The following is a 25,548-nucleotide window of genomic DNA, read 5'->3' as shown; positions in this document are numbered from 1 at the left end:
GTGTAAACGAGCTTTTATTTCCCCTTAAATATACGTATTTAGAGAACCTAGCATACGTAACGATGAGATGCGACAGTTATCTAAACCGGACTTTTTAAATTTCCTCTCAAAAAAAAGTCTAGACGGCTATAGTATAACCATCTAGACTTTATTCTTACTTCTCTTCTTTTAAGCTTAATTTTAAGTTTAACTCTTCAAGCTGTGCTTCTGCAACTGGGCTTGGAGCTTCTGTTAATAAGCAGCTTGCGCTTGCTGTTTTCGGGAATGCAATTGTGTCGCGAAGGTTCGTACGGCCTGCAAGTAACATAACAAGACGGTCTAAACCTAATGCGATACCGCCGTGTGGTGGCGTACCGTATTCGAATGCTTCTAATAAGAATCCGAATTGCTCTTGTGCTTCTTCTTGTGAGAATCCAAGTGCTTTGAACATTTTTTCTTGTACGTCACGCTCGTAAATACGAAGTGATCCACCACCAAGCTCATAACCGTTTAATACAAGGTCATATGCTTGTGCACGTGCTTTTTCTGGTGCTGTTTCTAATAGCTCAACGTCTTCACGGAATGGCATTGTGAATGGATGGTGAGCTGCGAAGTAACGATCTGCATCTTCATCGTACTCAAGAAGTGGCCAATCCGTTACCCATAGGAAGTTAAATTTACTTTCGTCAATTAACTCAAGCTCTTTACCTAGACGTAAACGAAGTGCGCCTAAGCTATCTGCAACAACGCTCTTCTTATCTGCTACGAATAGTAATAAGTCGCCAGCAGTAGCTTCTAATGTAGTCATTAACGCGTTTGCTTCTTCTTCACCGAAGAATTTCGCAATCGGTCCTTTTAAGCCGTCTTCTTCCACTTTAAGCCAAGCTAGACCTTTTGCACCGTATACTTTCACGAATTCAGTTAATGCATCGATATCTTTACGAGAGTATTTGCTCGCAGCACCTTTTGCATTAATTGCTTTTACTTGTCCGCCACTTTCTACAGCACTTGTAAATACTTTAAAGCCGCAACCTGCAGCAAACTCAGATAAGTCTGTTAGTTCCATTTCAAAGCGTGTATCTGGCTTATCAGAACCGTAGCGAGCCATTGCATCAGCATATTTCATACGAGGGAATGGTGCACTTACTTCTACACCTTTTGCATCCTTCATAACTTTCGTCATCATGCGCTCCATCATATCTAAAATTTCATCTTGTGTTAAGAATGAAGCTTCGATATCAATTTGCGTGAATTCTGGTTGACGGTCCGCACGTAAATCTTCGTCACGGAAACAACGTGCTACTTGATAGTAACGCTCAAATCCGCCGACCATAAGAAGCTGTTTAAATAATTGTGGAGACTGTGGTAATGCATAGAATTCACCATCATGTACACGACTTGGTACTAAATAGTCACGAGCTCCTTCTGGTGTACTCTTCGTTAAAATTGGTGTTTCCACTTCTAAGAACTCTTCTGTGTCTAAGAAGTTACGAATTGTTTTCGTTACGTCGTGACGCATTTTGAATGTGTTAAACATTGCAGGACGACGTAAGTCTAAATAACGATATTTTAAACGCACATCTTCTGATGCATCTGTATCATCAGCAATAATGATTGGCGTTGTTTTTGCTGCATTTAATACGTTTACTTTCGTTGCTTGTACTTCAATACGACCAGTTGCCATATTGTCATTAATTGCGCCTTCACCACGCTCAACAACTGTACCTTCTACGTGCAATACGTATTCACTACGAATAGTTTCTGCTATTTCTAACGCTTCTTTTGATGTTTCTGGGTTAAATACAACTTGCACGATACCTGTACGGTCACGTAAGTCGATAAAGATTAATCCACCTAAATCACGGCGTTTTTGTACCCAACCTTTTAATTGAACTGTTTGTCCAACTGCTTCTACTGTTACTTTTCCACATGCATGTGTTCTTTCAGCCACTGTAAGTTCCCCCTATATTAATTTCTCTGCTACGTATGAAGCAAATACATCTAATGCTACTTCTTCTTGTTCGCCTGTTGCCATATCTTTTAAGTTAATGATGCCTTTATCTAGCTCATCTTCCCCTAATACAGCTACAAATTTCGCCTTTAGACGATCTGCTGATTTAAATTGTGCTTTCATTTTGCGGTCTAAATAATCTTTTTCAACTGATAATCCAGCTTTACGAAGATCAAACGCAACTTTTGCAGCATGGTCTTTCGCTTTTTCACCAAGCGCTACAACATAACAATCAATACTATGTTCAATTGGTAATTCGATGTTTTCAGCTTTTAGCGCCATAATTAAACGTTCGATACTCATCGCAAAACCGATACCTGGCATTTCTGGCCCACCGATTTCTTGTACAAGCCCGTTATAACGGCCACCGCCGCTTAATGTAGTGATAGCACCGAAACCTTCTGCCTCACTCATAATTTCAAAAACAGTGTGTTGATAGTAGTCTAAACCACGTACTAAGTTCGGATCTTTTTCAAACGGAACATCCATCATCGTTAATAGTTCTTGAACTTTGTCGTAGTATACTGCTGAATCTTCGTTTAAGTATTCTGTAATAGATGGTGCTGTTCCCATTAATTCATGGTTACGGTCCTTCTTACAATCTAAAATACGAAGAGGGTTCTTTTCTAAACGAGATTGACAGTCAGAACAGAACTCGCCGATACGTGGCTCAAAGTGTGCGATTAACGCATCACGGTGCGCTTGACGGCTCGCTGCATCACCTAAGCTGTTTAATACAACTTTAATATTTTTTAAGCCCATGCCGCGGTAAAACTCTACAGCAAGTGCAATTACTTCTGCATCAATCGCAGGATCGTTACTACCGATTGCTTCAATACCGAATTGTACGAATTGACGATAGCGACCTGCTTGTGGTCTTTCGTAGCGGAACATTTGACCAATATAGTATAATTTCGTTGGTTGTGTTGCATCACCGAACATTTTGTTTTCAACGTAAGAACGTACAACAGGTGCAGTACCTTCTGGACGTAATGTTAAACTGCGCTCTCCACGATCTTGGAATGAGTACATTTCTTTTTGTACGATATCTGTCGTATCACCAACACCACGTAAAAATAGCTCAGTGTGTTCAAAAATTGGTGTACGAATTTCTTTATAGTTGTAACGACGGCAAATTTCGCGTGCTTGCCCTTCGATATACTGCCATAACTCAACGCTACCCGGAAGAATATCTTGCGTTCCGCGTGGGATTTGAATAGACATATTCAGTTCCTCCTCAAATTGTTTTAATCTTAATAAAAATAAAAAAACTCCCGCCTCTACTGTTTGAACAGTAGGGACGAGAGTATTATACCCGTGGTGCCACCCTAATTGAAGCACGTATGCTTCCACTTTTTTAATAACGCTTAAATGTGCGTTCATCCCTACTAAGCATATATGCCGTTCAAGTTGAAACCTCTAGAGTGTCATTCAATCAGTCATCATGTAGAAATGTTTTCAGCCTAAGACATTTCTTCTCTTTCCATGTGTGTCTCATTTACTCTTCTCTATCAACGGTTATATTCATATGTAAATATAAAATTACTATACGTTTGTTGAGTAGGATTGTCAAGTACTCTAAGAGCGCTCAATCTGCTTCTTTAGACGCTTTACATCTTGAAGAGAAATCCCAAACTCAGAAGCGAGCTCCATTGAAGTATTGTTTTGCTCTTTTGAAATAAAATCATGAAAATTTACGTTAAACAGTTGATTTGCACCATTTGTAACAGAATGCCCTTTTTCATTCATACGCATACGTATATCCCTCACATTCAATATAGATGTTTTACTTTTTATTGTTCCATATTGATGAAAGAGTTATACATAACTGAAACAGCTATTGATTCCAAATAAAGTGAAACTTTAATGAATAGGGGTTCTGTCCATCGCCACTCATTATTAGCCCTCACTAATCAGGCTTTTACGGGCAGTGGATCTTCCACAAATAGCGGGATAAATGAACAAAACATACAACAATATATAAAAAAGAGAGGATTATATAATCCCCTCTTCTTTAGCAACACTATTTACTATCCACAATTAAGGTCACCGGACCATCATTGATTAAAGAAACATCCATCATTGCTCCGAACTTCCCTGTTTCTACATGCAATCCTTGCTTACGAACTTCCTCATTAAAGAAATCATATAAACGCTCTGCATAATCAGGTTTGGCAGCATCCATAAAGTTGGGACGTCTTCCCTTGCGGCAATCTCCGTATAATGTGAATTGAGAAATTGATAGAACTTGTCCTTCTACATCAAGTACAGAATGGTTCATCTTTCCACTCTCATCTTCAAAAATACGTAAGTTCGCAATTTTTTCTGCAATGTAAGTTGCATCTTTTTCTGTATCTTCATGCGTAATGCCAACTAGTAATGTTAAACCGAACGGAATTTGTCCTACGATCTCACCGTCTACTGTGACAGACGCTTCTTTTGATCGTTGTAAAACAACTCTCATCTTTTCTACACTCCCTATTAATGCATCATGCGTCGTACTGCATAAATTTCTGGAACACGTTTAATGCGTTCTACCACTTTTTTCAAGTGCTGTAAGTTACGAATAGAGATTGACATATTAATTGTCGCCATCTTATTACGGTCACTTCTACCAGAAACTGCCGAAATGTACGTTTTCGTCTCTGTAACAGCTTGCAATACTTCATTTAATAAACCACGGCGATCGTAACCTGAAATTTCAATATCAACGTTATACTCAATTTCTTTTTCAGGACTACCTTCCCACTCTACTTCTAATAAACGTTCTACAGCTTCTTCTGTATGAACATTTACACAATCACGGCGGTGAATCGATACGCCTCGGCCTTTCGTAATATATCCAACGATATCATCACCCGGTACTGGGTTACAGCATTTTGATAAGCGAATTAATAAATTATCCGCACCGCTTACTTTAACGCCAGAATCCCATTTTCGAATTTTCATCGGTTTACGAACTTCTTTAACTTCAACGATTTCTTCTTCTTCACGTTGCTTACGGAATTTGTCCGTTAGTCGCGTAACAATTTGCGACGCTGTAATCCCGCTATATCCAACTGCTGCAAACATATCTTCTTCATTTGCAAAATTGAACTTCTCAGCAACACGTTTTAAATTGTCAGGAGCTAACACTTCTTTCATCTCATACTCTAGACCACGCACTTCTTTTTCAACAAGCTCACGGCCTTTTTCAATATTTTCATCTCTACGTTGCTTCTTAAAGAATTGACGTATTTTGTTTTTCGCATGAGATGTTTGAGCAAGTTTCACCCAGTCTTGACTTGGCCCATACGAATGTTTCGATGTTAAAATTTCAATGATGTCACCTGTTTTTAATTTATAATCAAGCGTCACCATTTTCCCGTTTACTTTTGCACCAATTGTTTTATTTCCAATCTCCGAATGCACGCGATACGAAAAGTCAATCGGAACAGATCCAAGTGGTAATTCCATTACATCGCCTTTCGGTGTAAAGACGAATACCATGTCAGAGAATAAATCAATTTTTAATGACTCCATAAACTCTTCTGCATTAGAAGCTTCATTTTGCCATTCTAATATTTGACGGAACCATGTAAGTTTCTTCTCTAATGTACCTGTTGTTTCTGCTGTTTTTCCTTCTTTATACGCCCAGTGTGCCGCAATCCCGAATTCTGCAATCTCATGCATTTCTTTCGTACGAATTTGCACTTCAAGCGGATCACCTTTCGGCCCAATTACAGTCGTATGAAGAGATTGATATAGATTTGCTTTCGGCATTGCAATATAATCTTTAAAACGACCTGGCATTGGCTTCCAGCACGTATGAATAATTCCAAGCACCGCATAACAATCTTTAATACTATTTACTACGACACGTACAGCTAGTAAATCGTAAATTTCATTGAACTGTTTATTTTGCAGTGCCATTTTACGATAAATACTGTAAATATGTTTTGGTCTTCCAGAAATCTCAGGTTGAATTGAAACCTCTTTTAATTTCTCACGAATACCAGTCATTACTTCATCTAAATACTCTTCACGCTCTGCACGTTTACGCTTCATTAAATTTACAATACGATAATATTGTTGCGGATTTAAATAGCGAAGTGACGTATCCTCTAACTCCCATTTAATAGTACTAATTCCGAGTCTATGTGCTAAAGGTGCAAAGATTTCTAACGTTTCATTCGCAATGCGACGCTGCTTCTCTTGAGGCAAATGTTTCAATGTACGCATGTTATGAAGACGATCAGCTAGTTTAATTAAAATAACTCGAATATCTTGAGCCATTGCGATAAACATTTTACGATGGTTTTCTGCTTGTTGTTGCTCATGAGATTTATATTTAATCTTTCCGAGCTTTGTTACACCATCGACAAGCATAGCAATTTCTTTATTAAATTCCCGTTCGATATCTTCTAATGTAATCTCTGTATCTTCCACTACATCATGTAAGAAACCTGCTGATACTGTAGCTGGATCCATGTGTAAATCAACTAAAATACCTGCAACTTGAATTGGATGAATAATGTACGGTTCACCCGATTTTCTGTATTGTTCGCTATGCGCATCACGTGCATATTCATAGGCACGTGCCACTAGCTCAATATCTTCATCTGCTAAATATTGACTTGCTTTCTCGAGTACCTGTTCAGCTGTTAGTACCTGCTCATTTGCCATCGAATCACCTTTTATTGAAAATTGACTTTATCTTAATTAAATAGAATAAATTATATTCTATCATTATAACCTAATGATTGTGAATTGTGAAAAGGAAAAGATTTTACTGACATTTCACCTTATTTTTTTGTGCAATTATACAAAAGTACCCGCTCCTCTCCAAGAGATTCACGGGTACTTTTTATCACCGTAGTTTTACCTATATAGTGATTAGTATTTTTCTAATACTAATACATCGTAACCATCTAACATTTTACGACCATCTAAGTAAGTAAGCTCTACTAAGAATGCAATTCCTGCTACAACTCCGCCAAGTTCTTCAACTAGCTTAATTGTCGCTTCAATTGTTCCACCTGTAGCTAATAGATCATCTGTAATTAATACGCGTTGACCTGGCTTAATTGCATCTTTATGGATTGTTAAAACATCTTTACCATATTCTTTACCGTAGTCAACTGTAATTACTTCACGTGGTAATTTCCCTAATTTACGAACTGGTGCAAAACCTACTTCTAACGCATAAGAAACTGGGCAACCGATAATAAAGCCACGTGCTTCTGGCCCTACTACAACGTCAATGTCTCTTTTCTTTGCATACTCAACGATTGCATCTGTTGCTGCTTTGTATGCTTTACCGTCGTTCATTAACGGTGTAATGTCTTTAAATACAATACCTTCTTTTGGATAATCCGGTACAATTGCGATATGTTGCTTGAAATCCATATTTCTGAATCCTCCTCAGATCTAAAAGGTTTGTAAATACAAATCCTTTACCCTAACTGTTCTACTTCTTTATGATTACGAATCGTTTCAAACCATGTATATAGTTGCTGATATGTGCTATAAACCAATTCTTTTTCTAATTGTAAGTGGTTCATTTTCTCACGATATGTGTTCGATTCAATTAAATCACGCTTTTGTTTTTTGTCTGCCATAAAAATGACGCCATCTTTTATTGTAACAAATTCTAACTCAAAAAACACCTGTGTCATGAAATTTACTGTATCTTTTGACCAACCTTTATGTCGACATAGTTGTTCTCCATATTGTCTTAAAGAAAATGGTGCTTTTTGGCTCAAGAACGAATAGTACCATTTAAAATGTTCCCTCGTTGGAACAGTACTAAATAAATGATTATTCTCTTGATAAAATAGCGTATAAATTCGCGACGGGAACCCGACTTTAAATAAATCTCTTAATTCATCTGTTCCTTTTGGCAAATCAAGTAACACGATGTATTGATCGTCTAAATGAGTTACTTCTGATGCATGCATCATATGCTCTTTATAGTCTTCTAAAGAAAATTTATTCAATACCTCTTCAGAAAAATACACCATCGTTATTTTTTCTTTCGGAAGTTCTGCTACATTTGCTTCTACGTTACGCATACTACGCCAATCAAATAATTGCCAAGCCTCTACAGCAATATCTTGTACCATTAATTGCGGCTTCTTAAAATTATTCCATTCATTGATAGATGCTTCCCCTATTACAGATACCTTTGCAACTGGAGAAATTTCTTTCGCATACGCACCAAAACCAAATCCGATTGTATCCAGTGTCGCTTGTCCATCGCGAAGAGCCATTTTCAAATGAGAGCTATCTGATCCGATTGCACGAATACTTTCTAACTCTGCATCCTTCACTGCAATACGCGGTTTTGGATTTCCAACACCAAATGGCGCTAACTTTTGCATGTCTTCAATTGCTGCCAGTGTTACATCCTCCACTTTACAAAAGACATCAACAGCTGTAATTGGAACAAAATCTTCTTCTGTTAAAATTACCTCTGCTTGTTCATTTAAGCGGCGGCGTAATTCATCTACATCATTCATATGTAGCGTCATTCCCGCTGCCATCGGATGCCCTCCGAAGTGTGGCAATAACTCTCTACAATCTGACAAATTTGCAAACAAATCAAATCCTGCAATACTACGTGCTGAACCTTTTGCTGTTTCTTTTACAGGATCAATGCATAGTACAATCGTTGGACGATAAAAACGTTCAACTAATTTAGATGCGACAATTCCAATTACACCTGGATTCCAGCCTTCTTTTGCCAGTACTAGTAATTTATTGTCTTCTGGCGGGAAATTATTTTCCACTTCAGCGATAGCTTCTTCTGTAATTTGCTTTACAATATCTTTTCGCAGTTTGTTCAGCTCATCAATTTCTTCAGCTAGCTCTTTCGCTTCTTCTGGATCATCTGATAATAAAAGATGTACAGCCGGCGTAGCATCTTCTAAACGTCCAACTGCATTAATACGCGGTGCGAGTGAGAAACCAATACTCTCTTCTGTAATTTCACTTTGCGAAACGTTAGCAACTTTAAATAGCGCCTTTAGTCCGATATTTTTCGTCATGCGCATATGCTTTAAACCGCGCTTCACTAGCAATCTATTCTCACCATGAAGTGACACTAAATCGGCTACTGTACCAATTACTGCAATTTCTAATAAATGTTCTGGTACACGGCCTAGTAGTGCATGTGCAACTTTAAACGCAACACCTACACCAGCTAAATAGTGAAACGGATATACACCACCATCTAATTTCGGATGAATAATCGCAAGTGCTTCTGGCAATTCTGGTGGTGGCTCATGGTGATCTGTAATAATAAGATCTATTCCAAGCTCCTTCGCTACCTTCGCTTCATGTACTGCTGCGATACCAGTATCGACAGTAATAATTAGTGAGAATCCTGCGCTATGTGCCCAACGAAATGCTTCTTCGTTTGGTCCATATCCTTCTGTAAAACGGTTTGGGATATAAAATTCTACATCTGCACCTAATTCTTGCAAGGCAAGATATAACACAGTCGTACTACTTACTCCGTCCGCATCGTAGTCACCAAATATTAATATTTGCTCTCCATTTTGAATCGCCTTATTTACACGTTCTACCGTTCTATCCATTCCTTCTAATAAAAATGGATCATGAAATTCTTGATTTTCTGTATTTAAAAAATCTAAAATCTTATCTTCTGTATCTAGTCCTCTACCGAGGAATAACGAAACGACAAGTGGTGATAATTGTAATTTACTTGCTAATTCACTCACTCGCTCATTATTATATTCTTTTTCTTTCCAACGCGTCTTCGGTTGTAACACGAAATCACCCCTTAACCTGTTCATTATACAAGACAGATTAAGGGGTGACAATATAATGCAAACTACGATGCAATATCTATATACTAAAATGTTAATGATATTTAATTTGGAGAATACGGATTTATATGTACAAACACATTTTGTACGTTATCTTGTTCCATAAGCGTTTCTTTCACATGCTTTCCAATGCGGTGCCCTTCTTCTACAGTAATGTATGGATCTACAGAAACTTTAATATCAACAATAACGTAATGACCATGCTCCCTTGCATATAAAGAGCCGATTTTTTTTACACCGTCTATTTGAAGCACAGCCTCTCTAAGCGGCACAACATCTTCCTCATGAAGAACATGATCAAGGGTTGCATGAATTGCTTCGGCCCCAATACTCCATGCCATTTTTGCAACAAGAAGTGAAACAAATAATCCTGCAATTGGATCGGCATATACAAGCCAATCTAACCCGAACTTACCACCCATAATTGCTGCACAAATACCGATTAAAGCTGCAATTGAAGAAAATACATCCGAACGATGTTCATATGCATTTGCAATAATTGCATCACTATTTACCCTCTTCCCTAATCGGAATTTATATTGAAACATTCCTTCTTTCACGATAATTGAAAGAACAACAGCAAAAATCGTAATTCCTTTCGGTGGTTCTAGTTCTTGCGAAAAAGCTTTTATAGACGAAATCGCTATCTCGATTCCCACAATAAATAATAATACTGCAACAATAATTGCTGAAATCGATTCCGCTTTACCATGACCATACGGATGATCTTCATCGGGCGGTTGCTTTGCTGCTCGCAATCCAAAAAGTACAGCGAGCGAACCAATTACATCTGATGCAGAATGCACGGCATCCGCTAATAGTGCTTTACTGTTCCCAATATAACCAATTACCGCCTTTACAATCGCTAATATAATATTACCAACGATCCCGACAATAGCACCAAACTCGGCCTGTTTAAAACGTTCATCTTTTTCCATAATTAAAATCCCTTCTTTTCTTAACCTATCTTTTTATTGTAGCAAAAACAGCGATAACATCACCACTTTCTTCCATCTTACTTCTGTTAAAAAGTTGCTATCTTATTGTATCCACAAACGAAAAAAGAGATGCCTCATAAAGAGACATCATCTTTTTTATACTTGTGGTTCAGATTCTACTTTCTCAACCTTTTTCTTGTTTTTGCCCTTTTTCAAACGACGGTTTTCAAGCATTAACCAAATTTGAGAAGCAACGAAAACAGAAGAGTACGTACCTACAACTAATCCAACAAGTAACGCAAACGAGAAGTTACGTAATGACTCACTACCGAAGATAAGTAATGTAATTACTGGGAATAACACTGTTAATACGGTGTTAATTGAACGACCAAGCGTTTGGCGAATACTTGCATTTACGATTTCTTCTAAGTCTTTTATATCGCGAACTCGTTTTTTCTGTTTGTATAATTCACGGTTTCTATCAAATGTAACAATTGAGTCATTAATAGAATAACCGATGATTGTTAACACTGCAGCGATAAACGTTAAGTCTACCTCTAATTGGAAAATACTAAATATAACAACCATAACGAATGCGTCATGTAATAATGCAAGTACTGCAGATAATGCGTACGTAAATCTGAATCGAATACTTACGTATAAAATGATAACCGCAGAAGCAATTAATACTGCGATAAATGCATTTCGTGCAATTTCTTTACCAATTGTCGGTGAAACTGTACTTACATTTGGATCTGTACCATATTTATCGTGGAAGAATGTTTTTGTTTTCGCAATTTCATCTTTTGATAGAACACCTAATGTACGAACTGCGAATCCTTTATTGTCATCTCCAGTCGGTACAATATTTTCTTCCTTCACGTCAATTTTCAATTCTTTAAAATCTTTATGAACATCAGACACAGTAAGTGCTTGTTTTGATTGCAAGTCGATACGTGTACCACTCGCAAAATCAATACCAAGATTCAATTTGAAAATCGGTAGTATAATTGCACCTGCAATTACAACTACAATCGAGAAAACAAGGAATTTATGACCGATATTTACGAAGTTAATACGATCAAATCTTGTCGGTGGATGTACTACACCTTTTGTTAATGGAATAATATCCTTTTGTTTCACACCAAAGTATCCTGGCTTTTTATCGAAGTAACGGCTCTTTACAAGTAAACCTAGTAAGAAACGAGTACCGAATACGTTCGTAACGAAACCAACTAAAATACTTACGATTAAACTTGTTGCGAATCCTTTTACAGAGCTATTACCATAAACGAATAATACACCAGCCGCTGCAAGAGTCGTAACGTTTGCATCTAAAATTGTTGCTAATGAACGATGATTACCAGCACGGAATGCTGACATCATTGACTTACCAATTTTCAACTCTTCTTTCAGTCTCTCGTACGTAATAATATTCGCATCAACTGCGATACCTACCCCGAGCACTAATGCCGCAATACCTGGTAATGTCAGAACCGCATGCATCCAGTTAAATACGAGTAGCGTAACAAAAATGTATAGACCTAACATAATAACCGCTACAATTCCTGGTAAACGGTAGTATACAAGCATAAATAAGAAAATAAGAGCGATACCAATCCCACTAGCGAAAATCGTTTGCTCTAACGCTTGTTGACCAAATTTCGCTCCAACTGATGTTGAATACATTTCTTTTAAATCAACAGGAAGTGCACCTGCATTTAATAAAGATGAAAGTTGTTTCGCACTTTCAACTGTGAAGTTTCCACCTACGATAGATACTTCAGCTTGATTAAACACTTGGCTTACTGTTGCTGCTGATAAGAACTTCGGATTCGGTTTTGCAGACTCTGCTTTATACGAATCTTTTCCTTCTTCAAAGTCAAGCCAAATTACCATTAAATTCGTTGGTGGTGGCATTTTTGAAATTTTTTCAGTTACTTCACGGAATCTATCAGCGCTTTTTAGTGTAAGACCTACGCTCGCACGGCCTTGCTCATCAAATGTTTGTTTCGCTCCGCCGCCTTTTAAATCCGTTCCATCCATAAGAAGGTTGTCATCTACATCACGGAATGTTAATTTCGCTTGTGTTGATAACATTTCACGTGCTTTTTGCTGATCTTGTACACCAGCAAGCTGTACGCGAATTCGATCTTGTCCTTCAATTTGAATATTCGGCTCACTTACACCGAGAACATTGACACGATTTTCAAGAGCACCTACTGTACTTACAAGTGCCTCTCGGTCGATTTTATCACCTTTTTTGGCTGGTTTTACTTCATACAGAATTTCAAAACCACCGCGAAGGTCTAGTCCTAGACTAATTCCTTTTGCTATGTCTTTTCCTGCCGCACCAATTACTCCACCGATTAATAAAACGATGAGGAAAAAGGCGGCAATTCTCGTACCACGCTTTGCCATATGTACCCTCTTTCTGCTACTAACACTTTAAATAAATCACTTACGATTCACTTTTACACGTATGCATACGCCTAGTTAGTAGACTTCCTTTCTATAATTTTGCTAGTTCATCACTAGCTGTGTCGGTACGTTTTTCACAATACCTACACTTTCATTATTTATTTTTTCTCTTCACTACCCCCTTTATATATAATCTTAGACATAATTATTTCCTCATTATCAATACCTATCATTATACTGCAAAAGGAAGAACAAACCAATTGCAGTCGGTTATTTATTTTCATATTCATCAAATGACCAAAGTGGCGCTTGATATGCTTCAACAGTTAAATAATTCATATATTCATTAGTACTTACTCTTAATACATCATTTACTAATTCATATAATCTAACATCACCGTTTATTTTTTTCCACTTCTTCACTTTGAGAAACTTCCAAATATCATTATCTGTCACTCGGTCGTAGCCGAACATTTGAAATTCTTCTACTTTACTTTCTAAAACGACTTGTAACTGTCCGCGGTATGATTCTACCAAAGCCTCTCTATCTAACATATATAACATCTCCTTCTTATTTCAGCACGAAAAGTCGCTTTTAATCCCGCTCTAATGGACAGCAATAACTACTTTCAAGAGCACTCTCATACTCCACTCTCTTAAATGCTTGTCATTCTTGTCTCATACGTGCATATAAATTATTGTAAATCATTCCACTGATTTTGAGAAGGTAGGAGAAGATCATGACGAGACAAAGCTTTTTAAAAGGCGCATTTATTTTAATGATAGCCGGCTTTATTACCAAAATCCTTGGATTTATTAACCGGATTGTAATGGCACGTATTTTAGGAGAAGAAGGCGTTGGCCTTTATATGATGGCCGTTCCTACATTCATTCTAGCAATTACATTAACACAAATCGGTCTTCCTGTCGCAATCGCAAAATTTGTAGCAGAAGCGGAAGCTGTGAACGATAAACAAAGGGTTAAAAAAATATTAACAGTATCATTAGCTGTTACATCCGTTATTAGTATCATTTTAACAATTGGAATTATGCTCCTCACGCCTATTTTAGCAAAAACATTATTAACTGATGAACGGACGTACTATCCATTAATGGCCATTTTGCCTGTCGTTCCTGTCATTGCTGTTTCTTCTGTTTTACGCGGCTATTTCCAAGGGAAACAAAATATGAAACCTAGCGCTTACGCCCAAGTTATAGAACAAGTTGTCCGCATTACAATTATCGCTATATGCATTCAGTTATTTTTACCTTACGGTGTAGAATATGCTGCAGCTGGCGCTATGTTATCAGCCGTTCTCGGTGAAGTTGCATCGTTATTATTTTTACTTACTTTATTCCAGCGCGAAAAACATTTATCTATACGCTCTGGATTTTTCACTACTGTAAAGGAGAGCAAGGGTACATTTTATTCTCTTATGGATATTGCCCTCCCAACTACAGGAAGTCGTTTAATCGGTTCCGTTTCATATTTTTTTGAACCTATCGTTGTTATGCAAAGCTTAGCGATTGCCGGAGTTGCTGCCTCTGTCGCAACCCAGCAATACGGTATATTAAACGGTTATGCATTCCCACTTCTATCACTGCCAGCCTTTATTACATACGCTCTTTCTACAGCACTTGTTCCATCTATTAGTGAAGCGATGGCTAAAAGACAGCATAAATTAGTGGAACACCGCCTACAACAAGCTCTTCGAATCTCATTAATTACTGGGGGTTGGTCAGTCGTTATATTATACGTTTTCGCTTCTCCTATTTTAACTCTTATGTATGGATCGGATAGTGCAACAGCATTTATCCAGCTTCTTGCACCTTGCTTTTTATTTCATTACTTTCAAAGTCCACTTACCTCTGTTTTACAAGCTTTAAACTTAGCAAGAGCTGCAATGATGAATACATTTATTGGCGCCATCGTGAAATTAATCCTTATTTTTGTACTAGCTTCAAGGCCAGATTTTCAAATGATGGGGGTTGCACTCGCTATCGCTGCAAATATAGTGACGGTAACATTCCTTCATTACGCTACTGTTTTAAAGAAAATTACATTTACCATTTACGCAAAAGACTACATTTTCGGCGGACTTGCTATCGGTATTGCAGGTGCTTTCGGTTTTTACCTTCATAAATATATGATTTTCTCTCATTCACTTGGCGTACAAACATTATGGGAAATCACTTTAACAACAATCATTTATATCGTCCTCCTCTTCACTTTCAAACTCATTCGAAAAGAAGAGTTAAGCCGACTCCCAATCATTCGAAAACTTTCATTTTTGAAGTAAACGGGCTTACTATTTCATATAGTAAGCCTCTAGTTTTCTTTCAAATCAACAAAAAATTGTCCATTTTGAAAGCTGCAGTATAAAATTTGTGTGATATCGTTATAACCTAATTTTTTTAATTTGCCAATGAGCCATTCGTCTGTATGTTCAATCATTTGTAAATGATTCAATTGAATTTCTCCATCAATAATAAGAGGAAGAGTAAACTGCAATGTATCCTGTTTACCTTTTTGTTTTTGAAAGACAGATAACTTCCCAGATGGTTCTAAAATAGCGTATTCTACATCTCGGATATCTCCAACTCCTTGCTCCCTTAATTGCATCAATAAATCATCTATATTATAACGCTGCTTCCTCATCTTCTTTTCATCAATTTTCCCCGCATTTACAAGAATAGCCGGCTCACCTTCTATTAAATGCCGAAATCGTTGAAACTTTAATGAAATGACTGACAAAATAATCTGTATACACATAAGAAAAGTCATCGGAACTAATTGGTGCCAAAGTGATTTATCGGTATTTTCAATTGCGACTACGGCCATTTCGCCAAGCATAATGAATACGACTAAATCTAATACGCTTAACTCTCCAATTTCACGTTTACCCATAAGACGAAAAATAATTAATATGATGATATACAAAAGCATCGTCCGGCCAATGATTGATACCCATTCCATTTCTACATCTCCTTTTTTACGTATAGACTCCCCTAGAAAAAATAAACTAGTCTAACTTGGGCAAAAAGAAAATATGCTTGTATTAAAAAGGGGGAATGTATAAATGGATGGAACGAAAAAATTATCAACCGCAATCGGCTTTGGTATCATTACCTTATTAATTCTTGCATCAATTATTAGCATGGTTATAGCTCTTTTATTAAAGTTTACAGATATGACTGAAGGGACATTAGCCGTTACTATTTTTATACTAGCTCTTTTATCTATGCTTATATCCGGATTTACTGCCGGCAAAAAAGCACAAGGGAAAGGTTGGCTAGTAGGTTTCACAACAGGTCTTACATTCGCTATACTTGTTTTTTTAGTTAACTATTTAGGCTTCTCTCAAACTTTATCGAACTCCCAGTTACTTTATCAATTAGCATTAATGGGCGCGAGTACACTCGGTGGTATTTTCGGGGTAAATATGTCAAAACAAAATAACTAAAAAAGGCCCTGCACATTTCATGCAGGGCCTTCCTCATTAGTTTTTCACAACTTCACGAATCGCATTACGATCGAAAGTTAAGTGTGAACCACCAGATTTAATAACGATTTTCGTCTCATCTACTGATTCGATTGTACCGTGTAAACCACCGATTGTTACGATAGCATCACCTTTTGCTAACTCATTTTGCATTTGAGCAACTGCTTTTTGACGCTTTTGTTGCGGGCGAATTAATAAGAAATAGAAAATCGCAAACATCGCAACGATCATAACGATATTCATCATACCTGGATTCATCTTTTGTTCCTCCTTTTAAATTATGTATTAGAAGTTTTTAGCATTCGGTTTATTAAAGCCATACTGTTCAAAGAATTCTTCGCGGAAATCGCCAAGACGGTCTTCACGAATAGCTTGTCTCACCTGCTCCATTAAGTTTAACAGAAAATGAAGGTTGTGATAAGACGTTAAACGAATTCCGAACGTTTCATCACATTTCATTAAGTGACGAATGTACGCACGAGAATAATTTTTACATGTATAACAATCACAATTTGGATCAAGCGGACCGAAGTCTCTTGCAAATTTCGCATTTTTTACAACTAGACGGCCTTCACTTGTCATACATGTACCATTCCGAGCGATACGAGTTGGAAGTACGCAGTCAAACATATCAATACCACGAATTGCACCATCGATTAACGAGTCAGGAGAACCTACTCCCATTAAGTAACGTGGCTTATTATCTGGAAGAAGTGGCGTTGTAAACTCAAGTACACGGTTCATAATATCTTTCGGCTCACCTACAGATAAACCACCTACAGCGTAACCAGGGAAGTCCATTGAAACAAGGTCTTTTGCACTTTGACGACGAAGCTCTTCGAACTCTCCGCCTTGTACAATACCGAATAACCCCTGATCTTGTGGACGTTCATGCGCTTTTAAACAACGTTCTGCCCAGCGACTTGTACGTTCTACAGATTTCTTCATATATTCAAAAGTAGCCGGGAAAGGTGGACACTCATCAAATGCCATCATAATATCTGATCCTAATGCATTTTGAATTTCCATCGCTTTTTCTGGTGATAAGAATAATTTATCTCCATTTAAGTGGTTACGGAAGTGAACGCCTTCCTCTTCAATACGACGGAAGTCACTTAAACTGAATACTTGGAAACCACCAGAGTCCGTTAAGATTGCACGATCCCAGTTCATAAATTTATGCAAACCGCCTGCTTCACGAATAATTTCGTGACCTGGGCGTAGCCATAAATGATACGTATTACTTAAAATAATGCCTGAATCCATTGCTTTTAACTCTTCTGGTGACATTGTCTTAACTGTTGCAAGTGTACCAACTGGCATAAATGTTGGTGTATCAAATGAACCGTGCGGCGTATGTACACGTCCTAAACGGGCACCTGTTTGTTTACAAGTTTTTATAAATTCATAACGAATTGCTGTCATAATTTACTCCTTTTATTTGTTTCTCATTTTAGCGTGAGATGCAACGAACATTGCATCACCGAAGCTAAAGAAACGATATTTTTCTTTTACTGCTTCATTATAAGCATGCAGTACATTATCTCTGTTTGCAAATGCACTTACAAGCATAATTAATGTTGATTTCGGTAAATGGAAGTTTGTAATTAAACCATCAATTGCTTTAAATTCATAACCTGGGTACATAAAAATGTCTGTCCAGCCAGAAGCAGCACAAAGCTTACCGTCATGATCTGTCGCAATTGTTTCTAACGTACGAGTTGAAGTCGTACCTACCGTAATAATACGTCCACCATTCTCTTTCACGCGATTTAATAACGCAGCTGTCTCTTCAGACATATGGTAATATTCTGCGTGCATATGGTGTTCTTCAATCGTATCAGCAGAAACTGGTCTAAATGTTCCAAGTCCTACGTGAAGTGTAATGAAAGCTAACCCAACGCCTTTTTGTTTTAACTTCTCCAGTAACTCTTCTGTAAAGTGAAGTCCTGCAGTCGGCGCTGCTGCTGAACCAATTTCTTTCGCATATACTGTTTGATAGCGATCGCGATCTTCTAGCGTCTCTTTAATATATGGAGGAAGTGGCATTTCCCCAAGTTCATCTAAAATTTCATAGAAGATGCCGTCATATGAAAATTCAAACTGACGTCCACCTTGATCTGCAGTTCCTATGCAAGTTGCTTTTAATTTCCCTTCGCCAAAAGAGATAACAGTTCCTTCTTTTACACGTTTCGCTGGCTTAACAAGCGTTTCCCACTTATCGCCTTCTTCTTGTTTTAAAAGAAGTACTTCAATATGCGCGCCTGTATCTTCTTTCACACCGTGCAAACGAGCAGGCATAACTTTCGTTTCATTTAAAACTAAGCAATCCCCCTCATGTAAGTAAGAAAGAATGTCTGTAAAATGTTTATGCTCAATATCGCCTGTTTCACGATCTAACACCATTAATCTTGATGTTTCACGATCTTCTAATGGGATTTGTGCAATAAGTTCTTCTGGTAAATGAAAATCAAACAGATTAATATCCATAACTATATCCACCTATTTCTTATTTAAATCGATTTATTATATACATAATAAAAGATAATACAATACTTAACACAATACATGTAATGATAGGAAAATAAAAGGTAACGTTTCCTTTTTTCACAAAAATATCGCCTGGAAGCCTTCCAACGAACTTCCAAGCTAATCCAACAACAATGAGTAAGATACCTGCTGTAATAAGCAATTTTGGCATCTCCGTCATACTTTTGGCATCTCCATTCCAAAATGCTCATATGCAAGCGGCGTTACGATTCGGCCTCTTGGTGTTCGTTGTAAAAAGCCAATTTGTAATAAATATGGCTCATATACATCTTCAATCGTATGAGATTCTTCTCCAATCGTTGCCGAAACCGTTTCTAACCCGACTGGGCCACCACGGAATTTCTCAATAATACCAAGTAATAATTTATGATCGATATGATCTAGACCTAATTTATCTACTTGCAGTAGTTCTAACGCCATTTGTGTAATTTCCATCGTAACCGTTCCGTTACCACGAACTTGTGCGAAATCTCGTACACGTCGTAATAAACGATTCGCAATACGAGGTGTACCACGAGCACGTCTTGCAATTTCTAGTGCGGCTAACGAATCAATTTCAACTTCGAATACTTCTGCTGTACGTTCAACAATCTCAGAAAGCTGATCTACTGTGTAATATTCTAGTCTTGAAAGTACACCGAAACGGTCACGAAGCGGCGCTGATAATGCTCCCGCACGTGTCGTTGCTCCAACTAGTGTAAACGGAGGCAAATCTAGACGTACAGACCGTGCTGACGGCCCTTTTCCAATTACGATATCAAGGCAAAAATCTTCCATCGCAGGATATAACACTTCTTCAATTGATCTATGCAAACGATGAATTTCATCAATAAATAATACATCCCCCGGCTGAAGCGCTGTTAATACAGCTGCTAAATCTCCCGGCCTTTCAATTGCTGGACCTGAAGTTGTTCTAACATTTACGCCCATTTCATTGGCAATAATATTGGCAAGCGTCGTTTTACCAAGTCCTGGTGGTCCATATAAAAGCACATGATCTAACGTTTCTTCACGCATTTTCGCTGCTTCAATAAACACCTCTAAATTATGTTTCGCTTTATCTTGGCCAATATACTGACGGAGCGTCTGTGGCCGTAATGAATATTCTAAATCCGAATCTTCATATGCAGATTCCCCTGAAAGGAGACGTTCGTCCATTATACTCACCTCTTACCATTTAGTAAAAGACTAAGTGCCTTTTTAATATACTGATCCGTCGTTAATGATTCTTTTAATAACTCTGGTACAACGCGGGAAACTTCTCGTTCTGCGTATCCAAGTGCGCGCAGAGCTTCCAGCGCCTCATCAAGCTCAGCTGATGAACCTTTCTTCTCATCAAAACGTTCTGTGTCTGAGAATAAATCAACAAATGCATCTGGCACGACATCAGCTAGTTTTCCTTTTAAATCTAAAATCATTTGGCGTGCTGTTTTCTTTCCGACGCCCGGGAACTTCACTAAAAACTTCTCGTCTTCGTGTTCAATCGCTTGAACGACCTGTCCTGTTTGACCAGACGCTAAAATTGCAAGAGCGCCTTTCGGTCCAATACCAGACACACCTAACAACTTTGTAAATAATAAACGCTCTTCACGTGTTTTAAACCCGTAAAGTGCCATAATATCTTCTCTCACATAATGATATGTATAGACACGGATTTCTTGCTTACTTCTTTGAAATACATACGGATTTGGTGTGAAAATTTGATAACCAATTCCATTATGGTCAATTACGACATATTCCGGTCCTACATACTCCACGTAACCTGTAACATATTCAAACAAAATACGATCTCTCCCTCTTAAATCATGTATTCCATTTTAACATATTTAATGATAGAAAAGCGAGACTACCCCAACAAATGTTCTCCATTTGAAACTTCTGTTATTTTCCATTGACAGAAAGTATGAAGCACCTTAATATACAGAAGTCGATAATGATTATCAATACTAATTAAAGGGGTTACATCAGGATGAAACAGAAGCTATTTATTTTATGTACTATTATGCTAGTTGTTCTTTCTATCGTTGGCTGTTCTTCTCAAAAAGAAGAATCGAAAGCGAAAGAACAACCGAAAACAAAAGTTGTAAAACACGCTAAAGGGGAAGCTACAATTCCAGTAAATCCAAAGAGAATTGTTGACCTATCTGGATCAACAGAAGAATTATTACTTCTTGGACACAAACCTATCGGTACAGCAAACACATATAAAGATAAAATCCAAAATCATTTAACAAAAAAATTAGACGGAGTAAAGGCAGTAGGTTGGTACTGGGCACCTAAAGTTGATTTAGAAGCTGTTACTGCATTAAAACCAGACTTAATTATTTTAAATAATCGTCAATTGAAGATCTATGATCAATTAGAAAAGGTTGCACCAACAGTTGTTTTAGAAACAAACTTAGAAGACTGGCGCGGTAAGTTTAAAGAAGTAGGTAAACTATTTGACGAAGAAAAGAAAGCAGACAAATGGATTGCAGACTACGATAAAAAAGCAGACTCTTTATCTAAAAAAATTAAAGAAAAAACAAAAGATGAGAACTTTATGTTCGTCGCAGTTACACCACAAAACTTCCGTGTATACGGTAACTTCGGATACGGTGACATCATCTTTAATGACTTAAAACTTCCAGCAACAAAAGGTACGGATTTAAAACAAACGATGGCACAAGTATCGCTAGAAGGTCTTGTTGCATTCCAACCTGATCAAATGTTTATTGTAAACTTTGGCGGCGAAGCTGATAAAGTTTACGAAGACTACAAAAACAGTGCCGTTTGGAAAGACAATAAAGCAGTTAAAAACAATCACGTATATGAAGTATCCAATGAAATCTTTAATACGAAAGCTTTCAATCCAATCGGAAAAGATATGCTAATTGATGAAATCGCAAAACAAATTCTAGATAAAAACAAGTAAAAAAAGCAGCTCACCATGAGCTGCTTTTTTTCTTACTTTGCACTGCGTATTGCTTCATTTTTTCAATCGTCTTCACAAAACCTTCTTTTGATTTAATACGAATACCACGCTTCAACTTCGCACGCTCATAGCTCTCAAGCTTTTTCATATCAATTTGAAAGAAAGAATGGATCGCATTATCACTTTTCGGCACCCCTTTGAAGATTTGTAATATCCCTTCCTCTGACACACCAAAATAACCACTCGTCTTTAATAACGGAGAAATATCATCAACTTTCTTCTGTAATACAATTTGTACATCATCACGATCAACGAGTTGCCATCCTTTATATTGCTGTAGAAACTTTTCTAAGTCCGCTACTTTTTCTGTAAATATTTCCTCGCTTACTTCTCCATCAACATACATTCGCTCTAATAAAATTGTAACTTCAGGCTCTTTTTCTGTTACTTCTGGTACTGGCCCTTCCGCCTTCACATTCGTTTCATAAACGAAACAAAACATCATAACGAAAGCTTGCATCGCAATCAGCATCCATTTCATTTCCGTTCACCTCTTTTAGGCAAGATCAAAATTTCATTAGTAGTTTTTCCGGAAATGGGGGTTTTATCCATATAAATGACCATATTACATTTCACTCGAAAATAAAAAAATGCAGATAAAGTTTTATCTTTATCTGCATTAGCATTTGTTTTTATATAAAATGAAAGACGCCTGCAAAGCAGGCGTCTTGATGCGTTTACGGCGAGAGACCAGGCGACCACATTCGCGTGTTTAGCACTTAAGCATATCTCTCGTCTTACGTAAATTAGCTCATCGCTTTGCTAATATAACATTAATAAAGTATAAGTGCAACATGTTTATAAAAATATTTTATTTCCTCTTTCAACCAAACGAACTTTATGTAAATTATAAATTGATAAATGCAATATATATGTTACAATTAATGTGACAGCGAAACCATAATAAACAGGAGATGGATATTGTGAAAAAAATAAAGGATGAACGTCTCATTCTGAAAACATTAAAAAACATACGTATTGCTTTTCTTTTTCAATCGCTTGGTATAATTGGCATTTTAGGCTATATCGGATTCACTGAAGGAATGGATCAAATTACGAAATCTCCATTATGGTTATTATTTATCCTTACAAGTATCGTACTTAGTTATTTACAGTTAAGCGTTTCTATTGATGTAGAAGAAGGCGAAAAGGATATAAAGTTAACTCCTTATTACAAAATTATTTTACGCTCTCTTATTGTAGGAACTATTATAGCCATTATTTATATCATTTTCAGTCCAGAAAGACCTCTCTTTGAGGCTATTCTAACAGGTAGTATTTTCTTTATATGTTTTTTAATTTCTTACTCCATTAGTTATTTTATTAAAAAACGTCGTTTACAAGATGAAGATGAATAAAGAGGAAGGGCTACCCCTTCCTCTTTTGTTTTGCTATCGCATAGTACCAGTTAAACCGTAACGAATGTCTCGGAACATATTCCCTATATCACGATTAAAATCGTTTGTAACTGTACCATTACGTAAGCGTGTACTCATTGCATCGACACGAGTAAACATGTCATTTCTTACAGAAACATATACATTTCTGTTTCCAACTTCATTTACAACGGCTTGACGAACTTCGTTTGCAAGTGCCGTTTCATTCGATACTGGATTACGCGGTTTTACCGCAATCGCCACATCGTTTCCATATACAACTGTAGACACGCGGTCTACGTTATTCATACGCTTTACACGATTTGTTATTTTTTCTGCTGTTTTACCATCATTGTTAATGTATGAATTGTTCATTGTAATATTACGTGTTGGATGCGGGTTAGCAATTTGACCGTTGTAATTTACATCGCGGTAATAATTGTTATATCCTGTATCGTTACGACCATTTCTATATGTTACATAATCTGTATAACGATCATTACGCGTTACATTATCACGATACTGGTGTGTATCATTATAAGATGTACGCTCGTAATTGTAGTTACGTCCATCCATTGCATTGTTATCTTTTGGTGTACCACATGCAGCTAATGCACTGGTAACTAACAAAGAAGCAGCAATCACTTTTACTTTCGTATTCAATACAAAAACCCCCTCTGTTAGAATGAGCTTCTCTTCTGAAAAGCTCCCTCTTATGATGAGTAACAGAGAAGGTTTTTACACTGTTAATATTTCACTGGGGATTTTCTAACATTTGATGTAAATCCTCCATTCTTAAAACGACTCTACATAAAAAAAAGGCGGGAATAATCCCACCTTTTTTAAACTTCCTCTTCGTCCTCTTCTTCTGAAACTGGATCTCCAAATACATTTGGTGGATCTGGTTGATAATACATCGTTCCTGGCTGTGGCGCATATGCCGATTGAGTTGGTTGATAATATAAAGGATTCGCGTATTGTGGTCCTCCCGGTTGAGGACTATATAACCTACTCTCTCCTCCGCATCCACAATCTTCCTCACCTTGTACGAGCGGCGGCATATTATTATCCATTGGCATCATATTTGGATTTGGCATAGACGTATATTGCGGTCCAAACGGCGCTCCTTGCTGATATGGCATTTGATATGGATTTGATGGTTGATAATATGGATTCGGCGGCATCATAGGCTGTTGATACGGCATTTGATATGGCATCATATTCGGCGGTTGGTTGTTATCCATGATCGGCATCATATTCGGCATTTGATTGTTATCCATGATCGGCATCATATTCGGCATTTGATTATTATTCATGATTGGCATTATATTTGGTGGTTGATTATTATCCATGATCGGCATCATATTTGGCATCTGATTATTATCCATGATCGGCATCATATTTGGCATTTGATTATTATCCATGATCGGCATCATATTCGGCATTTGGTTGTTATCCATGATCGGCATCATATTCGGCATTTGATTGTTATCCATAATCGGCATGATGTTTGGTATTGGGTTATTATCCATGATTGGCATTATATTTGGTGGTTGATTATTATCCATGATTGGCATTATATTTGGTGGTTGATTATTATCCATGATTGGCATTATATTTGGTGGTTGATTATGATCCATGATTGGCATTATATTTGGTGGTTGATTATTATCCAACATTGGCATGATGTTTGGTGGTTGATTATTATCCAACATTGGCATGATGTTTGGCATTTGAATATTTGGCGGTATTACTTGTGGAATAACTACATTTTCTTTCGATACATTTGGTGACACTATGTTTCCTACATTTTCTTTCTTCACTTGCGGTGACACGATATTCCCTACATTTTCTTTCTTTACTTGCGGTGACATGATATTTCCTATGTTTTCTTTCTTCACTTGCGGTGACACGATATTCCCTACATTTTCTTTCTTTACTTGCGGTGACATGATATTTCCTAT

23 protein-coding genes, 1 pseudogene and 1 other annotated feature are annotated in these 25,548 nt (G+C 37.3%); of the genes and pseudogenes, 4 read left to right on the top strand and 20 right to left on the bottom strand.

The genetic code is table 11. The features are described from left to right. Positions 1 to 154 precede the first annotated feature (154 nt). The 10 genes from aspS to MKO96_RS19900 form a co-directional block, all read right to left on the bottom strand. Positions 155 to 1,930: an aspartate--tRNA ligase gene (aspS, locus tag MKO96_RS19945; protein WP_240588436.1), complete on the bottom strand. Its 1,776-nt coding sequence runs from the start codon at positions 1,928 to 1,930 to the stop codon at positions 155 to 157. Positions 1,931 to 1,942: 12 nt separating this feature from the next. Next, positions 1,943 to 3,214 carry a histidine--tRNA ligase gene (gene hisS, locus MKO96_RS19940; protein WP_000027073.1) on the bottom strand — a complete coding sequence of 424 codons (1,272 nt, stop codon included), beginning with the start codon at positions 3,212 to 3,214 and terminating at the stop codon, positions 1,943 to 1,945. A gap of 69 nt (positions 3,215 to 3,283) precedes the next feature. Next, positions 3,284 to 3,514 (bottom strand) — a binding site (T-box leader). A gap of 54 nt (positions 3,515 to 3,568) precedes the next feature. Beyond that, positions 3,569 to 3,745 carry a hypothetical protein gene (locus MKO96_RS19935; RefSeq protein WP_001242605.1) on the bottom strand — a complete coding sequence of 59 codons (177 nt, stop codon included), beginning with the start codon at positions 3,743 to 3,745 and terminating at the stop codon, positions 3,569 to 3,571. Between the two features lie 268 nt (positions 3,746 to 4,013). Beyond that, a complete protein-coding gene (locus tag MKO96_RS19930; protein WP_001266955.1) occupies positions 4,014 to 4,454 on the bottom strand; it encodes a D-tyrosyl-tRNA(Tyr) deacylase in 441 nt (146 codons plus the stop codon). Between the two features lie 17 nt (positions 4,455 to 4,471). Then, positions 4,472 to 6,655, bottom strand: a complete 2,184-nt coding sequence (gene relA, locus MKO96_RS19925; RefSeq protein ID WP_002145623.1) for a GTP diphosphokinase — start codon at positions 6,653 to 6,655, stop codon at positions 4,472 to 4,474. A 210-nt stretch (positions 6,656 to 6,865) separates the two neighbouring features. After that, on the bottom strand, positions 6,866 to 7,378 hold the full coding sequence (locus MKO96_RS19920; protein ID WP_000346221.1) for an adenine phosphoribosyltransferase: 513 nt from the start codon (positions 7,376 to 7,378) through the stop codon (positions 6,866 to 6,868). Between the two features lie 47 nt (positions 7,379 to 7,425). Continuing rightward, complete coding sequence (gene recJ / locus MKO96_RS19915; RefSeq protein ID WP_240588435.1) at positions 7,426 to 9,765, bottom strand: single-stranded-DNA-specific exonuclease RecJ; 2,340 nt, start codon at positions 9,763 to 9,765, stop codon at positions 7,426 to 7,428. A 101-nt stretch (positions 9,766 to 9,866) separates the two neighbouring features. After that, positions 9,867 to 10,760 (bottom strand): cation diffusion facilitator family transporter, encoded by an 894-nt coding sequence (locus MKO96_RS19910; RefSeq protein WP_000409734.1) that lies wholly within the window; start codon positions 10,758 to 10,760, stop codon positions 9,867 to 9,869. A 156-nt stretch (positions 10,761 to 10,916) separates the two neighbouring features. Then, positions 10,917 to 13,181 (bottom strand): protein translocase subunit SecDF, encoded by a 2,265-nt coding sequence (gene secDF, locus MKO96_RS19905; protein ID WP_240588434.1) that lies wholly within the window; start codon positions 13,179 to 13,181, stop codon positions 10,917 to 10,919. 270 nt (positions 13,182 to 13,451) lie between these two features. Next, entirely contained in the window at positions 13,452 to 13,736 is a 285-nt protein-coding gene (locus MKO96_RS19900; protein ID WP_087982111.1) for a post-transcriptional regulator, read from the bottom strand. A 185-nt stretch (positions 13,737 to 13,921) separates the two neighbouring features. On the opposite strand from MKO96_RS19900, the gene spoVB reads away from it, so the two are divergent. Further along, positions 13,922 to 15,481: a stage V sporulation protein B gene (gene spoVB / locus MKO96_RS19895; protein ID WP_098653231.1), complete on the top strand. Its 1,560-nt coding sequence runs from the start codon at positions 13,922 to 13,924 to the stop codon at positions 15,479 to 15,481. 29 nt (positions 15,482 to 15,510) lie between these two features. On the opposite strand, the gene MKO96_RS19890 is transcribed toward spoVB, so the two are convergent. After that, positions 15,511 to 16,158 (bottom strand): DUF421 domain-containing protein, encoded by a 648-nt coding sequence (locus MKO96_RS19890; protein ID WP_240588433.1) that lies wholly within the window; start codon positions 16,156 to 16,158, stop codon positions 15,511 to 15,513. Between the two features lie 103 nt (positions 16,159 to 16,261). Here MKO96_RS19890 and MKO96_RS19885 point away from each other — a divergent pair, with 103 nt between their 5' ends. Beyond that, on the top strand, positions 16,262 to 16,645 hold the full coding sequence (locus MKO96_RS19885) for a TIGR04086 family membrane protein (protein WP_048562228.1): 384 nt from the start codon (positions 16,262 to 16,264) through the stop codon (positions 16,643 to 16,645). A 36-nt stretch (positions 16,646 to 16,681) separates the two neighbouring features. Here MKO96_RS19885 and yajC read toward each other — a convergent pair whose 3' ends face one another. From yajC to ruvA, 6 genes are read right to left on the bottom strand one after another with little or no spacing between them, the layout of a single operon-like run. Then, a complete protein-coding gene (yajC, locus tag MKO96_RS19880; protein ID WP_001068064.1) occupies positions 16,682 to 16,942 on the bottom strand; it encodes a preprotein translocase subunit YajC in 261 nt (86 codons plus the stop codon). 27 nt (positions 16,943 to 16,969) lie between these two features. After that, entirely contained in the window at positions 16,970 to 18,109 is a 1,140-nt protein-coding gene (gene tgt / locus MKO96_RS19875) for a tRNA guanosine(34) transglycosylase Tgt (protein ID WP_000125362.1), read from the bottom strand. 12 nt (positions 18,110 to 18,121) lie between these two features. Continuing rightward, the gene (gene queA, locus MKO96_RS19870; protein ID WP_240588432.1) at positions 18,122 to 19,174 is read right to left on the bottom strand and encodes a tRNA preQ1(34) S-adenosylmethionine ribosyltransferase-isomerase QueA; all 1,053 of its coding nucleotides are present in this window, start codon (positions 19,172 to 19,174) and stop codon (positions 18,122 to 18,124) included. A gap of 19 nt (positions 19,175 to 19,193) precedes the next feature. Continuing rightward, positions 19,194 to 19,394, bottom strand: coding sequence for a DUF2905 domain-containing protein (locus tag MKO96_RS19865; RefSeq protein ID WP_087982121.1), 201 nt, complete (start codon positions 19,392 to 19,394; stop codon positions 19,194 to 19,196). Continuing rightward, positions 19,391 to 20,392, bottom strand: coding sequence for a Holliday junction branch migration DNA helicase RuvB (gene ruvB, locus MKO96_RS19860; protein ID WP_000344467.1), 1,002 nt, complete (start codon positions 20,390 to 20,392; stop codon positions 19,391 to 19,393). Before ruvB ends, MKO96_RS19865 begins: the two co-directional genes overlap by 4 nt. A 5-nt stretch (positions 20,393 to 20,397) precedes the next feature. Then, the gene (ruvA, locus tag MKO96_RS19855) at positions 20,398 to 21,015 is read right to left on the bottom strand and encodes a Holliday junction DNA helicase RuvA (protein ID WP_000464511.1); all 618 of its coding nucleotides are present in this window, start codon (positions 21,013 to 21,015) and stop codon (positions 20,398 to 20,400) included. 188 nt (positions 21,016 to 21,203) lie between these two features. Between ruvA and MKO96_RS19850 the strand changes: the two genes are divergently transcribed. After that, complete coding sequence (locus MKO96_RS19850; protein WP_240588431.1) at positions 21,204 to 22,148, top strand: iron-hydroxamate ABC transporter substrate-binding protein; 945 nt, start codon at positions 21,204 to 21,206, stop codon at positions 22,146 to 22,148. A 10-nt stretch (positions 22,149 to 22,158) separates the two neighbouring features. Here the strand turns inward: MKO96_RS19850 and MKO96_RS19845 are convergent, their stop codons facing one another. Further along, positions 22,159 to 22,689, bottom strand: a complete 531-nt coding sequence (locus MKO96_RS19845; protein WP_087982125.1) for a BofC C-terminal domain-containing protein — start codon at positions 22,687 to 22,689, stop codon at positions 22,159 to 22,161. Positions 22,690 to 23,122: 433 nt separating this feature from the next. On the opposite strand from MKO96_RS19845, the gene MKO96_RS19840 reads away from it, so the two are divergent. Beyond that, a complete protein-coding gene (locus MKO96_RS19840; RefSeq protein ID WP_087982128.1) occupies positions 23,123 to 23,566 on the top strand; it encodes a branched-chain amino acid ABC transporter substrate-binding protein in 444 nt (147 codons plus the stop codon). A gap of 33 nt (positions 23,567 to 23,599) precedes the next feature. On the opposite strand, the gene MKO96_RS19835 is transcribed toward MKO96_RS19840, so the two are convergent. Beyond that, the gene (locus MKO96_RS19835) at positions 23,600 to 24,247 is read right to left on the bottom strand and encodes a YhcN/YlaJ family sporulation lipoprotein (protein WP_048562224.1); all 648 of its coding nucleotides are present in this window, start codon (positions 24,245 to 24,247) and stop codon (positions 23,600 to 23,602) included. 179 nt (positions 24,248 to 24,426) lie between these two features. Further along, positions 24,427 to 25,548, bottom strand: a pseudogene (exsA, locus tag MKO96_RS19830) (spore coat assembly protein ExsA); the annotation flags it as partial.

Source organism: Bacillus sp. ES1-5 (assembly GCF_022487605.1).
Lineage (GTDB): Bacteria > Bacillota > Bacilli > Bacillales > Bacillaceae_G > Bacillus_A > Bacillus_A wiedmannii.
Note: the sequence above shows the minus strand (reverse complement) of the source record. Positions and strands in the feature narration are given on the sequence as shown.

Excerpts from the sequence above, each read along its gene's own strand:
- MKO96_RS19845 (WP_087982125.1), bottom strand. The coding sequence starts at position 22,689 with ATGAAATGGATGCTGATTGCGATGCAAGCTTTCGTTATGATGTTTTGT.
- yajC (WP_001068064.1), bottom strand. The coding sequence starts at position 16,942 with ATGAATCCAGGTATGATGAATATCGTTATGATCGTTGCGATGTTTGCG.
- spoVB (WP_098653231.1), top strand. The coding sequence starts at position 13,922 with ATGACGAGACAAAGCTTTTTAAAAGGCGCATTTATTTTAATGATAGCC.
- MKO96_RS19910 (WP_000409734.1), bottom strand. The coding sequence starts at position 10,760 with ATGGAAAAAGATGAACGTTTTAAACAGGCCGAGTTTGGTGCTATTGTC.
- ruvB (WP_000344467.1), bottom strand. The coding sequence starts at position 20,392 with ATGGACGAACGTCTCCTTTCAGGGGAATCTGCATATGAAGATTCGGAT.
- MKO96_RS19840 (WP_087982128.1), top strand. The coding sequence starts at position 23,123 with ATGGATATTGTGAAAAAAATAAAGGATGAACGTCTCATTCTGAAAACA.
- secDF (WP_240588434.1), bottom strand. The coding sequence starts at position 13,181 with ATGGCAAAGCGTGGTACGAGAATTGCCGCCTTTTTCCTCATCGTTTTA.
- MKO96_RS19920 (WP_000346221.1), bottom strand. The coding sequence starts at position 7,378 with ATGGATTTCAAGCAACATATCGCAATTGTACCGGATTATCCAAAAGAA.
- relA (WP_002145623.1), bottom strand. The coding sequence starts at position 6,655 with ATGGCAAATGAGCAGGTACTAACAGCTGAACAGGTACTCGAGAAAGCA.
- MKO96_RS19935 (WP_001242605.1), bottom strand. The coding sequence starts at position 3,745 with ATGCGTATGAATGAAAAAGGGCATTCTGTTACAAATGGTGCAAATCAA.
- MKO96_RS19930 (WP_001266955.1), bottom strand. The coding sequence starts at position 4,454 with ATGAGAGTTGTTTTACAACGATCAAAAGAAGCGTCTGTCACAGTAGAC.
- MKO96_RS19900 (WP_087982111.1), bottom strand. The coding sequence starts at position 13,736 with ATGTTAGATAGAGAGGCTTTGGTAGAATCATACCGCGGACAGTTACAA.
- queA (WP_240588432.1), bottom strand. The coding sequence starts at position 19,174 with ATGGATATTAATCTGTTTGATTTTCATTTACCAGAAGAACTTATTGCA.
- tgt (WP_000125362.1), bottom strand. The coding sequence starts at position 18,109 with ATGACAGCAATTCGTTATGAATTTATAAAAACTTGTAAACAAACAGGT.
- MKO96_RS19885 (WP_048562228.1), top strand. The coding sequence starts at position 16,262 with ATGGATGGAACGAAAAAATTATCAACCGCAATCGGCTTTGGTATCATT.
- MKO96_RS19865 (WP_087982121.1), bottom strand. The coding sequence starts at position 19,394 with ATGACGGAGATGCCAAAATTGCTTATTACAGCAGGTATCTTACTCATT.
- hisS (WP_000027073.1), bottom strand. The coding sequence starts at position 3,214 with ATGTCTATTCAAATCCCACGCGGAACGCAAGATATTCTTCCGGGTAGC.
- MKO96_RS19890 (WP_240588433.1), bottom strand. The coding sequence starts at position 16,158 with ATGGAATGGGTATCAATCATTGGCCGGACGATGCTTTTGTATATCATC.
- MKO96_RS19850 (WP_240588431.1), top strand. The coding sequence starts at position 21,204 with ATGAAACAGAAGCTATTTATTTTATGTACTATTATGCTAGTTGTTCTT.